16 protein-coding genes are annotated in these 12,986 nt (G+C 62.3%); 7 read left to right on the top strand and 9 right to left on the bottom strand.

Annotation, left to right across the window (positions count from 1 at the left end):
- Window positions 1-541 precede the first annotated feature (541 nt).
- The 3 genes from EOC83_RS20555 (at window position 542) to EOC83_RS20540 (ending at window position 3,651) form a co-directional block, all read left to right on the top strand.
- A complete protein-coding gene (locus EOC83_RS20555; protein WP_063168781.1) occupies window positions 542-1,519 on the top strand; it encodes a hypothetical protein in 978 nt (325 codons plus the stop codon).
- A 645-nt stretch (window positions 1,520-2,164) separates the two neighbouring features.
- Entirely contained in the window at window positions 2,165-2,521 is a 357-nt protein-coding gene (locus tag EOC83_RS20545; RefSeq protein ID WP_027162069.1) for an SPW repeat protein, read from the top strand.
- 212 nt (window positions 2,522-2,733) lie between these two features.
- A complete protein-coding gene (locus EOC83_RS20540) occupies window positions 2,734-3,651 on the top strand; it encodes an NADP-dependent oxidoreductase (protein ID WP_013530136.1) in 918 nt (305 codons plus the stop codon).
- Between the two features lie 33 nt (window positions 3,652-3,684).
- On the opposite strand, the gene EOC83_RS33270 is transcribed toward EOC83_RS20540, so the two are convergent.
- Complete coding sequence (locus tag EOC83_RS33270; RefSeq protein WP_244514335.1) at window positions 3,685-3,915, bottom strand: hypothetical protein; 231 nt, start codon at window positions 3,913-3,915, stop codon at window positions 3,685-3,687.
- On the bottom strand, window positions 3,909-4,370 hold the full coding sequence (locus EOC83_RS20535; RefSeq protein ID WP_244514337.1) for a hypothetical protein: 462 nt from the start codon (window positions 4,368-4,370) through the stop codon (window positions 3,909-3,911). The genes EOC83_RS33270 and EOC83_RS20535 overlap by 7 nt, the downstream gene beginning before the upstream one ends.
- 217 nt (window positions 4,371-4,587) lie before the next feature.
- Here EOC83_RS20535 and EOC83_RS20530 point away from each other — a divergent pair, with 217 nt between their 5' ends.
- Complete coding sequence (locus EOC83_RS20530; RefSeq protein ID WP_013530134.1) at window positions 4,588-5,028, top strand: DUF2267 domain-containing protein; 441 nt, start codon at window positions 4,588-4,590, stop codon at window positions 5,026-5,028.
- 62 nt (window positions 5,029-5,090) lie between these two features.
- On the opposite strand, the gene EOC83_RS20525 is transcribed toward EOC83_RS20530, so the two are convergent.
- From EOC83_RS20525 to EOC83_RS20515, 3 genes are all read right to left on the bottom strand, one after another.
- Window positions 5,091-5,306, bottom strand: coding sequence for a hypothetical protein (locus EOC83_RS20525; protein ID WP_063168782.1), 216 nt, complete (start codon window positions 5,304-5,306; stop codon window positions 5,091-5,093).
- 57 nt (window positions 5,307-5,363) lie between these two features.
- A complete protein-coding gene (locus tag EOC83_RS20520) occupies window positions 5,364-5,609 on the bottom strand; it encodes a hypothetical protein (protein ID WP_013530132.1) in 246 nt (81 codons plus the stop codon).
- 180 nt (window positions 5,610-5,789) lie between these two features.
- A complete protein-coding gene (locus EOC83_RS20515; protein WP_063168783.1) occupies window positions 5,790-6,692 on the bottom strand; it encodes an alpha/beta fold hydrolase in 903 nt (300 codons plus the stop codon).
- A 101-nt stretch (window positions 6,693-6,793) separates the two neighbouring features.
- On the opposite strand from EOC83_RS20515, the gene EOC83_RS20510 reads away from it, so the two are divergent.
- The gene (locus EOC83_RS20510) at window positions 6,794-7,759 is read left to right on the top strand and encodes a LysR family transcriptional regulator (protein WP_013530130.1); all 966 of its coding nucleotides are present in this window, start codon (window positions 6,794-6,796) and stop codon (window positions 7,757-7,759) included.
- Here the strand turns inward: EOC83_RS20510 and EOC83_RS20505 are convergent.
- Window positions 7,722-8,444, bottom strand: a complete 723-nt coding sequence (locus EOC83_RS20505) for a DUF4336 domain-containing protein (protein ID WP_224620599.1) — start codon at window positions 8,442-8,444, stop codon at window positions 7,722-7,724. The two genes, EOC83_RS20510 and EOC83_RS20505, sit on opposite strands and share 38 nt — an antisense overlap.
- A gap of 118 nt (window positions 8,445-8,562) precedes the next feature.
- On the opposite strand from EOC83_RS20505, the gene EOC83_RS20500 reads away from it, so the two are divergent.
- Window positions 8,563-9,135, top strand: a complete 573-nt coding sequence (locus tag EOC83_RS20500) for a TetR/AcrR family transcriptional regulator (RefSeq protein ID WP_063168784.1) — start codon at window positions 8,563-8,565, stop codon at window positions 9,133-9,135.
- 61 nt (window positions 9,136-9,196) lie between these two features.
- Here the strand turns inward: EOC83_RS20500 and EOC83_RS20495 are convergent, their stop codons facing one another.
- Window positions 9,197-9,487 carry a hypothetical protein gene (locus EOC83_RS20495; RefSeq protein ID WP_063168785.1) on the bottom strand — a complete coding sequence of 97 codons (291 nt, stop codon included), beginning with the start codon at window positions 9,485-9,487 and terminating at the stop codon, window positions 9,197-9,199.
- A gap of 127 nt (window positions 9,488-9,614) precedes the next feature.
- Window positions 9,615-10,064 carry a GatB/YqeY domain-containing protein gene (locus tag EOC83_RS20490; protein WP_013530126.1) on the bottom strand — a complete coding sequence of 150 codons (450 nt, stop codon included), beginning with the start codon at window positions 10,062-10,064 and terminating at the stop codon, window positions 9,615-9,617.
- A 276-nt stretch (window positions 10,065-10,340) separates the two neighbouring features.
- Here EOC83_RS20490 and carA point away from each other — a divergent pair, with 276 nt between their 5' ends.
- Window positions 10,341-11,558 (top strand): glutamine-hydrolyzing carbamoyl-phosphate synthase small subunit, encoded by a 1,218-nt coding sequence (gene carA / locus EOC83_RS20485; RefSeq protein ID WP_063168786.1) that lies wholly within the window; start codon window positions 10,341-10,343, stop codon window positions 11,556-11,558.
- Window positions 11,559-11,631: 73 nt separating this feature from the next.
- Here the strand turns inward: carA and EOC83_RS20480 are convergent, their stop codons facing one another.
- Entirely contained in the window at window positions 11,632-12,897 is a 1,266-nt protein-coding gene (locus tag EOC83_RS20480; RefSeq protein ID WP_063168787.1) for a TCR/Tet family MFS transporter, read from the bottom strand.
- Window positions 12,898-12,986 lie beyond the last annotated feature (89 nt).

Here is a 12,986-nt window from a genome sequence, read left to right as displayed (position 1 = left end):
GCCAAGCGCTCGAACAGTTGGTTCGGTGATGAGAGAGCCCTGCATGGATGATGCTTTCCCGGCGGAGGGAGGAGGCGTGAGCCACGCCAGAATCAGATGATAGCTCAATCCCTGCGTATCGAAAATCGCGGAACTCGAGAGATCAGGTTCCGAACCCGCGGCTTTTCGCGATAGGAATTTTTTCTTGACTCCCTGCACTCAGCTATGGTACATATTTGTCCATGGTGCTGATTTGCGCCGATGGCCCGCCGCACAGGCGGGTTTTTCGTTTGATGCTCCGTCAGCCAACGCGCCGACGAGCTCGAAGGAACCCGCCAACCCGAGTTCGTTGCCCTGCTTCAAGGATACGAAGACGTCCGCCGCAAGCCTGGAGCCAGCATGTCGGCGTAGGGCCGTTGCATGCGTCGACCTGCTTTGCGGATCTTCATGCGGGCGCGCTAAACAAGATGTGTTTCGCCTGATAATGCGAGGCCATCTATGATCGATTCTCGCGGCAATACCGCAAGAAATCGCCATTCGCTTCGACAGGAGAATTGATCCGGTGCGGTTGAGATCTGTTTGTCTGGGCGTCGTCGCCAGCTTTTTCGTCGCCGTCATCGCCGTGACGGTGTCGGCTCGATCCTTTGCCGCATCATCTGACGTTCCGGCCTGGTTGCAGGCTCATGTCGGCAACAGCGAGGGCCAGATCTCACAAATTGTCCTCGAACGAGCCCGCGCGCTTTATCGGAAGAAGGTCGCCCAAGGGGCCGTCAAGAACCCCTGCTACTTCGCCATGGATGCGACACGCCCCAGCGATCTGGGCAATGGCGTGCTCGGCCGCCGCTACTACGTCATCTGCGAGGCCAGCGAGTCCTTCCGCGCGATTTCGTCGGGTCATGGCAGCGGGCGGAATCTGAAGGGCGTCGTCGATTTTTCGAATGGCAAGCGGTGCGCTAGGAACTTCGGCAATGCGATGGATTCATCGTTGACGGCCGGCGGCGCCTATATGACCCGCGAGGCGAAAACCTCGTTCAAGGGTTATTACCGCACTGGTGCGAAACGGGACGTGGCTTTCCAGCGCACCTTCATCCAGTTCGACGGCGAAGGCGAAGCCGCGAACGCCAGGCAGCGGGTGATCGGCGGCCACGCGGCCCAGGTGCTGCACGGCCTGTGCCTGCGCAAAAATCCGAACAGCTCGCATGCCGACCATGACGGCTTCGTACCGTTCGGCAAGCTGGTGGATTATGCCGGCGGCCGCAGCAATGGCTGCACCAGTTGGTCGCCGGCGGATGCGCAGCAGATTATCCCGATGGTCAAGGACAATCCGACGACGCTCTACATCTACCCGGAATCGCGCGACATCGCCGCGGTCGCAGCCAACCATTCACAGCCGGGCGCCTATTGGAACGCGTCCTGCCTGAAGGAAATCGGCACACCGAAATTCTGGCCGCGAAAGACCCTCGAGCCGATCATCGCCCAATACAGGAAGGATCATCCGGCACCGCCGCCGCAGCCAGTGCCGATTTGCACGCAGCCGTGACGTCCGCTTCGGCATGCGAACCATGCGCATTGATCAGCAACCCGTCGTGAACCGGTATCGATCCCGATCTCCGAGGTTTGCCAGCGTCTGACTCCCCGCGCGTCGTCGATGTCGGCAAGCCAAAGGCTGGGATAGGTTCATTTGTAACCTCGGCGCGTTGGTCCCCAGAGACAACGCGCGCCCATGGCGCGGGCGGCCGCCGCCGAGAAGGCCGCCGAAACGAAAGGCGCATCCGGTCGTTCCGCCGCCGCGCGCAAGGCAGTGCGGACCAAGGGTACCCGCGGCAGGAAGGAAGCGGCACAGAAGGCTGCCAGAACGCGAACACATCACGCTTACATTGAACGTCTTCTTCGAGGACTGGCGCTCCGGGTGACGACTATGATCGAGAGGCGATCACATGGGTAATCGCCTGCGCCTCGCATCTTCCCGCCGCGTTGTATGTCGCGAACGGATCGGGAGTGGCTGAATGCTCCTGGCGAGGAGAGTTCCCGGTGCCGTGCCAGGCCGATTGGTTGGAACCAACGGCCTGCTCTCCAGTTAGAAAGCCAGCAAGTCTGGTTGTAGCCTTGCCGCCATGTGACCGACGGTTTCAAGGCCGCCGATTGAGCTTCGGAAGCGTGGAGAGCACGCTTGATGGAGAAAATCATGAACCAATGGTCAAATGCCAAGCTCTGTGACGTAGCAAATCTGGTCCTCGGAGCAATTCTCTTCTTCTCTCCATGGATATTCGCCTTCGCGGCAGGGACACAGTCCCAGAATGCCATGGGCAGCGGCATCGTGATTGTCGTGCTTTCGGTTGCCGCCCTCTTCGCCTTTGCTGTCTGGGAGGAATGGCTGAACCTCGTTGTGGGTCTTTGGGTAGTCGTGTCTCCCTGGGTGCTTGGATTCCAGGCAACCACAGCCATGGGCGTGCATGTTGTAATCGGCGTTCTGGTCGCGGTTCTGGCTGCGATCGAGCTGTGGATGATGAACCAGAACCCGCCGACGCAGTCTACGGCCTAGCAGGACTGGGCGTCCTTGCGGCGGCCTGATCGTGACGGATTGGCCGCCGACAAATTGGCATCCCGCTGGGTCGCCGATGATGGTGGAAAATCATCTGACGGTGGCCCGCCGGGAGGCCAGCGTGCCTGCCGCCGCAACCTCGGCTGCACAGCCGCTGACGACAGCCCTGCAGACAGCGTCGCCGAAAGCCAGACAACAGGAGGTATGCCGACATGAAAGCAATCCGCATCCACGCTTTTGGCGGACCTGAGGTTCTTTCGATCGATCAGGTCCCCTCGCCTCAGCCCCTTGACGACGAGGTTGTGCTCAGGGTCCGCGCCGCAAGCGTCAATCCGATCGACTACAAGACCCGCGAAGGGTCGGTGAGCGAGACCCTGCCGGTCACGCTCGGGCGCGACGTATCCGGCACGGTGGAAATATGCGGTACGCGGGCGCATACGTTGAAGAAGGGCGACCCGTTGTTTGCGATGCTTGGTCATGACCGGGGCGGCAATGCCGAATATGTCGTGGTCAAGGCGACGGAGGCGGCTGCCAAACCGGATCGTCTAAGCCATGTCGAAGCCGCGGCGGTGCCGCTTGCCGGCATCACCGCATGGCAAGGCCTTTTCGATCATGGCGGCCTCAAATCCGGACAACGGGTTCTCATCCATGGCGGCGCCGGCGGCGTCGGTCATCTGGCGATCCAGCTGGCCAAGGCCGCGGGCGCGTTCGTCGCGACAACCGTTTCCGCCGAGGACGTCGTTTTCGTGCGTGAGCTTGGCGCCGATCAGACGGTCGACTACAAGAATCAGCGTTTCGAAGAGGTCGTCGATGCGGTCGACCTGGTGTTCGATCTTGTCGCGGGCGACACGCAGGAGCGCTCCTGGGAGGTGCTCAAGCCTGGCGGGACGCTCGTTTCCACGCTTTCCCAACCGTCGCAGGAAAAGGCAAACTTGCGTCGGGCGCGTGGCGTCTCCTACCTGGCCGAGCCGAATGCGGCGCATCTTGCCGAGATCGGCCGCCTCATCGAGGCCGGCAAGGTCACCCCCTTCGTGCAAGCCACCTACCCGCTTGGAGAGGTCGCCAAAGCGGAAGAACGGCTGGAAAATGAGCATGTGCGTGGCAAGATCGTGCTTGAGGTTTCCGCCTAGCGCGAGTTGATGCTCCTGCCCCTCTCGAACGGGTTATCCGATCCGCGCCTCGCCGTCGCTGTCCGGCACGTTTGGAAACAGCACCTTCAGCTTGTGTTCCGCGCTTGCCCAACTGCGCCTGTGATGTTGCCACAGGCACCAGTTGCTCACCGCAAAAGCTAGAATGCCGACAGTCACGGCGAGACTGACCATCGAGCCAACGACAACCTTGAGCATCACGCCGGCAAAGACACCGGCGATGGCACCGTTGACGACATTCACCATCCCTGCGGTTCCGGCGAACGCTTGCCAGGGCCTTGGCTTGAGGCCGACATCGGCCAGCAGAGCCGTTTGGGGGTGGAGTGAACCAGATAGCGCGCCATCGAAGGGGTGAGCTCGGTGTAGCAGTGCCTGATGCGTGCCATGCCGCGGGCGTGGACCATGTCTTCGATGGCCACCTGCACAGCCCTGACGAATGTCACCAGCCCAATGAAGTAGAGGCACGGCAACAGGATCAGGCTGAACAGCATGAAAGGAAGCCCCATCCTCGTCACCTGGGCCACGAAAGCAAGGGCGATCGTGGCGCTGGATACCGAAGTCAGGAACAAATTTGCGCGCTGATTCGCCTCCTGAATAGTCGCCGCCCTGGCGGTCCCCAGCACCAAATGCTCCGTCGTCATCATCTGCAGGAGTTGCTGTCGGTTCTCGCCTTCAGTGGTTTTTGTCTTCCTTGCAGGCATCGCAAAAAACCCGTTGCAGGACGCGCAACCAGCTCCTCAAAGCCGCCCACCCAGGAACGAACTGCTTCGGAAGGGGTTCCGGCGCAACCAAGACCGCTACCGTGGATCCCGGGGCAGAGCCGGATCACAGGCCGAGCCAATTTTGTCGACAGATAGCGAAACGATTGTCCCTGAGCATCGTTTCGAAACCAGACATGAATTTGATGAGGAGGCGATGATGAGCGCTACCGGTTTGGATGTCTTTGACAGGACGCTGCAGACAACCAACATCTGGCTCGACGAGATCATGGACGATCATGGTCCGGATCGGCGAATTGCATGGCACATATTGGGCGCGGTCCTGCGGACCGTAAGGGACAGGCTGCAGATCGGGCTTGCGGCCAAACTTGGGGCGGAACTGCCGCTCCTGGTGCGCGGCGCCTATTACGACCACTACCGGCCCGCAGCCGAGCCGGACAAAACGCGCTCCCTGGAAAACTTCTCGCAGCACATCGGCGAGGAATTGAAATCGATCCGCCCCGTCGATCCCGAGGATGCAGCACGCTCGGTGTTCCGAGTTCTTGCACGGCATATTGATCTTGGCCAATCGGCTAAGGTGCGCGATGCGCTGCCGAAGGAAATCCAGGCGCTCTGGCCCGAAAGCCTCGGTGTCAAATAGAGATGGCACGAATCTGGCGGCTCCCCGGACAGCCAGGCCGAGGCTGGCGCCCCTGTCGGGCGTCAGTCCCGCAAACGGTTGGCGGCATGATCCTGATGCTGCTCGGTCGCGACCTGCCTGGAGTCCAAACCGCGTTCTTTGGAATGCTGTGCCTTGTCGCGATTGGACAGAACCTTGTTTTCTTCGAGCTTGTCTTTTGGCGTCACGGTCATGGCGCCTGTGCCGGAACCCTTTCCTTGTGAACCTGCTCCGATGTGCTTCTTGCTGCCGTGTGCCATGGGCTGCCTCCAATCTATGACGAATGTTCCAGGAGCGTTGCTGGTCCGTGACGCGCTTTAGTCGTCGGCACGGTTCTTGTGATGGGCGCTTTCCTGATTCTTGCCGCGAAGCATGTTGCGGTCGTCTGGATCGACGAGGTCCGGTGTATCGGTCCTCATGTCCGCTCCCTTGCGCAGTGCTTCGCGTTCCGCCGCTGATCGTTTCAGATCCGCCTCGGCATCAAAATCCTTGCCGGCGTTCTTTGTGTTTTCCCGCTCTTCAATGATGCGAATTTGTTGATCGTGGGTTTTGCGTCCAGTCATCGCTTTCCTCCGGCGTGTTCGTGTCGGCGCCCGAAAGTGGTGCGTCGCCGGCCGTCTCTAAGGTCGGTTACGGCGTTTGCCTGTCCGAGCCTGCCTTCGTGCTGATAATGGCAAGGTGACGGGATCGTTCCGAAAGGCGTTGAAAAGCTTCTCGCCAGATGGCTCCGCTCGGCCCGGCGCTCACATTGACGCAGGCTCCGGCTGGCGCCCGCCCTTGTGAACCGCAGCGTCCTTTGAACGCTCGGCAACCGCCGGGCTGGTGCCGGATGCCTTTGCCGTCGCGGCACTCGGCTCCGCGCAGAAATCGATGACAGCCTGGATGAACTCCGCCGGATATTCGATGTTCGACAGATGGACCGCAGGCAGCACAACCAGCTTCGCGCCGGGTACCGTCGCGGCGATCAGCTCGCTGTGGCTGGCTGCCGTCACCGTGTCGTGCCGACCAGCGATCACCAGCGTCGGCCGGGGTATCAGTGCCACGGTGCGGCGAAGGTCCGCGTCGCGAACCGCCGCGAACAGACCCGCCAGGCCCTGCCGGTCGATAGCCAGCAGCATGGCGCGAAAGTCTTCGACCACAGGCTCGTTGGCGGCAACCAGCGACGCGGGGAACCAGTTGCTCAGGAACGTCTCGGCGGTTTCCGACATGTCCCGCGCCTGGCGCACCGCAGCGATCCGCTCGTCGAAATAGCTTGCCGGCGCCAGATGCGACGAGGTGTTGCTCAGGATCAGCCGGTCGATCCGCTCGGGCGCGTGGATGCCGAGCCACTGCGCGACGAACCCGCCGAGCGACAGGCCAAGGAAATGTACGCGTTGCAGGTCGAGCGCATCGAGCAACTCGATGACGTCGCGGCCAAGCCGGTCCAGCGAATAGGCGCCGACCGGAACGCTCGATCCGCCATGGCCGCGAAAATCGTAGCGCAGGACACGAAAATGCTTCGACAATTCGCCGACCTGCCCATCCCACATGTGCAGCGTGGTGCCGATGGAATTCGACAGCACCAGCACCGGCTTGCTTGCCTCGCCGTCGAAGCGGTAGGCGATGCGCGTGCCATCGCCCGTTGTGACGAAATTCAGCTCATTCATGATGAAGATTCCTTCTGGAACGTTGAACGAGACAGAGCCTAGCTGTGGAGCGATTTTGTTGATATTACAAAGATAAGACAATCTCTGTAACAAAAACTGACATGGCCGAATTCACCCTGCACGATCTGCAATGCTTCGATGCGGTGGTCCGCACCGGCGGTTTTCAGCCTGCGGCGGCCATGCTGTATCGCTCGCACCCCGCGGTGTTCGCCGCCGTCGCCAAGCTGGAGCGACAGCTCGGCCTCGTCCTTTTGGATCGCAGCGGCTATCGCGTGCGTCCGACCGAGGCCGGGCTGTCGTTCCACCGCCGAGCGCTATCGCTGCTGCGCGAGATGGACGGTTTGCGCGTCCATGCCGCCCAGTTGGCGATGGGTGAGGAAAGCGAGATCCATGTGGTGATCGGCGACCTGTGCCCGCGCCCGCAGGTGCTGGGCATGCTCGGGCGATTCTTCGCACAGTTGCCCGGCACGCGCCTGCATCTGCATTTCGAAGCGGTGGGCGGCCCATGGGAGCGTCTCTTCGACGACGAAGCCGACCTGATCCTGCACTGGGTCGACAAGGGCGATGCGCGGGTGGAATGGGTCGATTTGTGCAAGGTGTCCTTCATTCCCGTGGTGGCGCCGGGCTTTCTGCCTCAGCGTATCGAGCAGCCGATCACCCCGGACCAGATGCAGGCACTCACCCAATGCGTCATGCGCGACAGCGCCCGCCATTCGCCACAACAAAACTATTCGCTGATCGAAGGCGCGCCGCAATGCCTCGTCGCCGACCAGGGCATGAAGAAGGAGATCATCCTGCAGGGCCTTGGCTGGGGCCACCTGCCCCGCTTCCTGATCGAGGAAGAACTGCAGGACGGACGCCTGCACTCCATTGCCGGCCGTCATCTGCCGGGCCGCACCGACGAACTGGTGGTGGCGCGCCGCCGCGACCGGCCGCATGGGCCGATCGCGAACCGGCTGTGGGATCATATCCAGCAGGAAGCGCCGGCATTGCGCCGTGTGCTCGAAGCGCCGAAATCCGCCGAGGAAGTCAGCGGCCAACCAGCCAGCGAAAAGCGCGACGGATGAACGTTTGAGCGTCCTCCGTCACTGGTTCGCCGTGCGCCATCAGCACTCTTTCGGCCGGCCATGCCAGTATGCGTTGAAGAGCGGCACGCGCGGCGCGCCGGTCGGTAAAGCCGGCGCGGAATTTTCGCGGCACTGAGGGCTCTGCGGCCACCATCAGATCCAGCCGGGCTACGAGCGCCCGCCAGCCCTTGAACCATCCGGCGTGGAAATGCTGGATCAGATCGGTGAACAACACTGTCCTGCTTGCGCGGTGGAAGAAGACAATCTCGGTGGTGATCCTGTTGCCGCGCACGACGACCTGGTCGAGATCGTCCGCCCAGTCGGCGGCAGGCGTATCGCCGAGCTCGCCGCAGAAGAGGATATCTCGGCGCTTTTCCCGCAGGCCGGGTGGCGCATAGACCTTGGCATCGGGATAGCCGCGCTGCCAGTCAGCGAGAAACACGTGGTGAAGCGAATTGGGCGGGATCAGGAAGCGCACCACGCCCAGAGCGTCCACATCGGCGCGCAGCTCGTTCGTGAGCTCTACCGGTGACCAGATGAACAAACCGCCCCCGGACAATCCGATAACGGCCATACGCGTGGGATAGTGAAAGCCGGCGGCCGCCGTGACGATCGGACCATCCGCAATCCAGATCCCAAGGCCGAATTCCTTGAGACTACCAGCCATTTGCACATTGCTTCCCATAGAGCCGCTTGAATTCCGATGCGCCACAGTCGACCCTTCGCGGGATTGGCGGCTGCCGCAATGCGGCGGTCACGCAGCAAAAGTTTACATATGTGTAAATTTACACTAGGGTATAAAAATGACAACCCCAAAGCGGACCGAACGGTCGCGAAGCCTCATCCTCAATGCCGCCGACCTGGCGTTTCGGGAGATGGGGTTTGCCAACACCTCGGTCGAGGAGATCGCGACGCGTGCCGGCTTGACCCGCAAAACGGTCTACAATCTGTTCAGTTCGAAAGAAGAAATCGCGTTGCGGCTCATCGCCCGCGTGGAGGCGGGCGATGCCGCCTACCGCGCCCGCATGGCGGCGAACGAAGATGTATTCGTCATGCTCGAGACAGTCTTTCTCGACAGCGCCGGCTGGTGCCTGGCCAATCCCTCGCTTGCCAGGCTGGCTCTTGCCCCCGCCGAGCGTCCGTCCCTGCAGCCGCCGCCCGACCGGCCCTCATTCCAGCGCCTGGTCCGGGACCTTCTGGTGCTCGGCCAACGGCAAGGTGTCATTCGCAGGGATGACGATGCCAATTTCATGGCGCTGGTCCTGCTTGGAATATACGGCCAGGCGATGCTTTCGGCGCTTTCGGCCGGGTCATTCAGCGAGGACGAGATCAGGCACCTCATCCGCATCGTCGTTGAAGGGATCGGCAAACGCTAACTACGCGAACCACTTGTCCGCCGATCTCCAAAGCGCCGCAGGAGTGCTCCCGGCCTTCGCTTCATTGGCTGCTCTTCGGAGCCTTGGCGTCCTTTGAACGCTCCGCGATAGCGGGGCCGGCCCCGGACGTCTTTTCGGTTGCAGCGCTCGGCGTGGCTTGCTTTGGCGGGTTTTGTCCCTCCGACTGGCGGGTGCGGTCTTCCACTTCGCCCATCCGGCGGGTGAGCCCTATTCCGCCGGCAGGCTTCTCGTTGGCGGCCGCATCCTGGGAGAATTCATCGGAAGCGTCGGCATCGGTCTTTGCCGGATATTTCGTCGCACCGGTTTCATAGCGGGTTTCGTTCTCAGTCATGGCATCTCTCCAGTTGCATGACGGATAAACATCTCGGCGCTATCCGGGTTCCAATTCCTGGACTTGGATTCCGGACGGATCTGGATTCCGCCCGGTCGGCCACCCAAGCGACGAGATGAGCAGCACCCTACTGCAGCAGACCCTTGACGATGCCGCTCGCCTTGCCGAAATCCATCTGGCCGGCATATTTCTGCTTCAGTGCGGCGATCACCTTGCCCATGTCCTTCTGGCTGGCCGCACCGGTCGCGGCGATCGCCTCGCGCGCCGCAGCAGTTACCGCCGCATCATCCAGCTGCGTCGGCAGGAAGGTGCGGATGATCTCCATCTCGCCGCGCTCCTGCGCGGCCAGTTCCGGCCGCTTGCCGTCATCGAAGGCTTTGGCCGATTCCTCGCGCTGCTTCACCATCTTGGCCAGGATCTGCAGGATCTCCTCGTCGCTGGCCGGCTCCTTGCCTGACCCGCGATTGGCAATGTCGCGGTCGTGAATGGCGGCCTGGATCAGCCGCAATGTCGGCAGCCGGTGCTTGTCCTGCGCCTTCATCGCGCTCTTCAGGGATTCGGCGATTTTGCCGCGCATGGTGCATTCTCCTTCGATCGGCGCGGACAATAGCGCCGCGGGCGAGCCAAGGCAAACTCTGATGTGCCGGGGCAAGCCACTGATTTTGCTAGGCGAAATAAAATATGGCGGCATTTCGCATGATCATTGACCGCCCTGCCCCCTTCCCCTATGTACTGGGCCTTGCATGAACGGAAATTTGACTGCGTGGAAGCCGCGAAATCGCCGCTTCGCGCCGTTTGCCGCGCAGATGGCCCGCCGGGCCGGTTGCAGCGCGCGGCCTGACAGGAGTGCCGCATGGCCGAGATGACGCCCGCCTTGACCCCCGCTTGGGCCACGGAAAAGCCGACCGCCCTTCTGGTGCTGGCCGACGGTACCGTCATCGAAGGTCGCGGTCTCGGCGCCACCGGCTCCGCTGTCGCCGAAGTCTGCTTCAACACGGCGCTGACCGGCTATCAGGAAATCCTCACCGATCCGTCCTATGCCGGCCAGATCGTCACCTTCACCTTCCCGCATATCGGCAACATCGGCACCAATGACGAGGACATCGAGGATCTCAATCCGCTCGCCCGCGCCGGCGCCGTCGGCGCCGTGTTCAAGGCCGATGTCACCAACCCGTCCAACTACCGTGCCGGCACTGGTCTCGACCAGTGGCTGAAGAAGCGCGGCATCGTCGCTTTGTCGGGCATCGACACCCGCGCGCTCACCGCGCTGATCCGTGAAAAGGGCATGCCCAACGCCGTCATCGCGCATGCGCCCGATGGCGTGTTCGACATCGACGATCTGAAGCGCCGCGCCGCCGCATGGTCGGGCCTGATCGGGCTGGATCTCGCCAAGGAGGTTACGTCGGGCCAGTCCTCGGTCTGGCGCGAGACACCCTGGGTGTGGAACGAAGGCTTTGGCGAACAGATCGAACCGACAATGCACGTCGTCGCCATCGACTACGGCGTCAAACGCAACATCTTGCGCCTGCTCGCCGGCCTCGGCGCCAAGGTCACCGTGGTGCCGGCCAAGTCCGGCGCCGAGGAAATCCTCGCCATGCAGCCGGACGGCATTTTTCTCTCCAACGGCCCCGGCGACCCGGAAGCCACCGGCGACTATGCCGTACCGGTCATCCGGGATCTGCTGAAGACCGACATCCCGGTGTTCGGCATCTGCCTTGGCCACCAGATGCTGGCGCTGGCGCTGGGCGGCAAGACCGCCAAGATGCACCAGGGCCATCACGGCGCCAACCATCCGGTCAAGGACCACACCACCGGCAAGGTCGAGATCGTCTCGATGAACCACGGCTTTGCCGTGGATGCCGACTCGCTGCCATCAGGCGTCGAGGAAACCCACGTCTCGCTGTTCGACGGTTCGAATTGCGGCATCACCCTGACCGGCCGGCCGGTGTTCTCGGTCCAGCATCACCCCGAGGCTTCGCCCGGCCCGCAGGATTCACACTACCTGTTCCGCCGCTTCGTCAATTTGATCCGCGAAAAGCGCGGTGAGGAATTGCTGGCCGAACGGGCTTAGCGCGATCCGGTAGCGCCGCCCCTCATTGCCCTGCCGGGATGGCCCTCCCTGGTGAGCGCAATGCGGTTGTGACTCACACCTGTGCTCCATCCTCAGCGACACCGGTGGCGACATTCGTGCGCGCTGCCGGCCTCGCAACTTTCGTCACAAAGACGATGACCGCCAGCGTCAGGAAGCACGCTCCCAGCAGATAGGGCGCGCCGCCGAAGGTCACCGGCGCGCTTGGCCCGGTGAACCAGGAAAAGATCGCCGTGTAGAGCAGCGGCGTGATGATCGAGGTGATCGAGAAGATCGAGGTCATCGCGCCCTGCAGTTCGCCTTGCGCCGAAGGCGGCACCTTGGCGGCGGCGAGGCTCCGCAGCGGCGGGTCGGCCAGCGCTTCCAGGCAGCCGACGACGATCACCGCATAGATCATCCAGCCTTGCGACGCGAAGGCGTAGCCGAAGGCGCTGGCTGCCGTGAATGTCAGGCCGATGACTGCGGTCTTCCACTCGCCAAGCCTAGGGATGACGCGCGGCAGCACCGTCGCCATGACGATCGCGCCGCACAGGCCAAAGGCGCCGAGCGAGAAGCCGATCTGCTGCTCGCTCCAGCCATAGCGGTAGCTGGAGACGAACGACCAGACCGCCGGATACATCATATGCCCGAGCGTCATCAGGAAGAAGACAAGCCCGATCCAGCCGATGCCTTGATATTGGCGCATCTGCAGAAGCGTGCCGACCGGGTTGGCGCGTTTCCACTCGAAGCGGCGGCGGTGCTTGTCATCGAGCGTTTCCGGCAGGAAAAACAAAGCGATGAGGAAATTCACGAAGGCGAGCCCGGCGGCGAAATAGAACGGCACGCGCGGCCCGAACGTGCCGAGCAGCCCGCCCAGAACCGGCCCGATGACGAAGCCGACGCCAAATGCGATGCCGAGCAGGCCGAAATTCTTAGCCCGATTGTCATCGTTCGAGATGTCGGCGATGAAGGCCGATGTCGTCGAATAGCTGGCGCCCGAAATGCCGGCCAGCACGCGCCCGATGAACAGCATCGGGTAGGACCAGGCGACGGCGCAGATCAGATTGTCGATGGAGAAGGTCAGCACCGATGCGAGCAGGATCGGCCGCCGCCCGAACCGGTCGCTCAAGCCGCCCATGATCGGTGCGAAGAAGAACTGCATCGCCGCATAGACGAAGAACAGCCAGCCGCCTTCGATCGCCGCGCCGCTGATGCTGACCCCGGTCAATTCCCGGAGATAGGCCGGCAGCACCGGCATGATCATGCCGAAGCCGATAATGTCGAGCAGCAGCGTGGTGAAGACGAGCGCAAGGCCCCGTCTGGCGGTTTTGGGGTCGATCATGCAGGATCAAGCTCCTCTGCTCGCCCTCAGGCGCAGGCGGACGCACCTTATAGGCGAGCTCGCGGAAAGGAACAATGCAGGAACAGGCC

Origin of the sequence: Mesorhizobium sp. Primo-A (assembly GCF_003997175.1) — a bacterium.
GTDB classification, from domain to species: Bacteria; Pseudomonadota; Alphaproteobacteria; order Rhizobiales; family Rhizobiaceae; genus Mesorhizobium; species Mesorhizobium ciceri.
This window is presented reverse-complemented; position numbering and strand designations above follow the sequence as displayed.

Coding starts and splice junctions, on each gene's coding strand:
- EOC83_RS20510 (WP_013530130.1), top strand. CDS start 6,794: ATGGCCGAATTCACCCTGCACGATCTGCAATGCTTCGATGCGGTGGTC.
- EOC83_RS20545 (WP_027162069.1), top strand. CDS start 2,165: ATGAACCAATGGTCAAATGCCAAGCTCTGTGACGTAGCAAATCTGGTC.
- EOC83_RS20515 (WP_063168783.1), bottom strand. CDS start 6,692: ATGAATGAGCTGAATTTCGTCACAACGGGCGATGGCACGCGCATCGCC.
- EOC83_RS20540 (WP_013530136.1), top strand. CDS start 2,734: ATGAAAGCAATCCGCATCCACGCTTTTGGCGGACCTGAGGTTCTTTCG.
- carA (WP_063168786.1), top strand. CDS start 10,341: ATGGCCGAGATGACGCCCGCCTTGACCCCCGCTTGGGCCACGGAAAAG.
- EOC83_RS20525 (WP_063168782.1), bottom strand. CDS start 5,306: ATGGCACACGGCAGCAAGAAGCACATCGGAGCAGGTTCACAAGGAAAG.
- EOC83_RS33270 (WP_244514335.1), bottom strand. CDS start 3,915: ATGGTGAATGTCGTCAACGGTGCCATCGCCGGTGTCTTTGCCGGCGTG.
- EOC83_RS20490 (WP_013530126.1), bottom strand. CDS start 10,064: ATGCGCGGCAAAATCGCCGAATCCCTGAAGAGCGCGATGAAGGCGCAG.
- EOC83_RS20495 (WP_063168785.1), bottom strand. CDS start 9,487: ATGACTGAGAACGAAACCCGCTATGAAACCGGTGCGACGAAATATCCG.
- EOC83_RS20505 (WP_224620599.1), bottom strand. CDS start 8,444: ATGGGAAGCAATGTGCAAATGGCTGGTAGTCTCAAGGAATTCGGCCTT.
- EOC83_RS20480 (WP_063168787.1), bottom strand. CDS start 12,897: ATGATCGACCCCAAAACCGCCAGACGGGGCCTTGCGCTCGTCTTCACC.
- EOC83_RS20500 (WP_063168784.1), top strand. CDS start 8,563: ATGACAACCCCAAAGCGGACCGAACGGTCGCGAAGCCTCATCCTCAAT.
- EOC83_RS20520 (WP_013530132.1), bottom strand. CDS start 5,609: ATGACTGGACGCAAAACCCACGATCAACAAATTCGCATCATTGAAGAG.
- EOC83_RS20535 (WP_244514337.1), bottom strand. CDS start 4,370: ATGCCTGCAAGGAAGACAAAAACCACTGAAGGCGAGAACCGACAGCAA.
- EOC83_RS20530 (WP_013530134.1), top strand. CDS start 4,588: ATGAGCGCTACCGGTTTGGATGTCTTTGACAGGACGCTGCAGACAACC.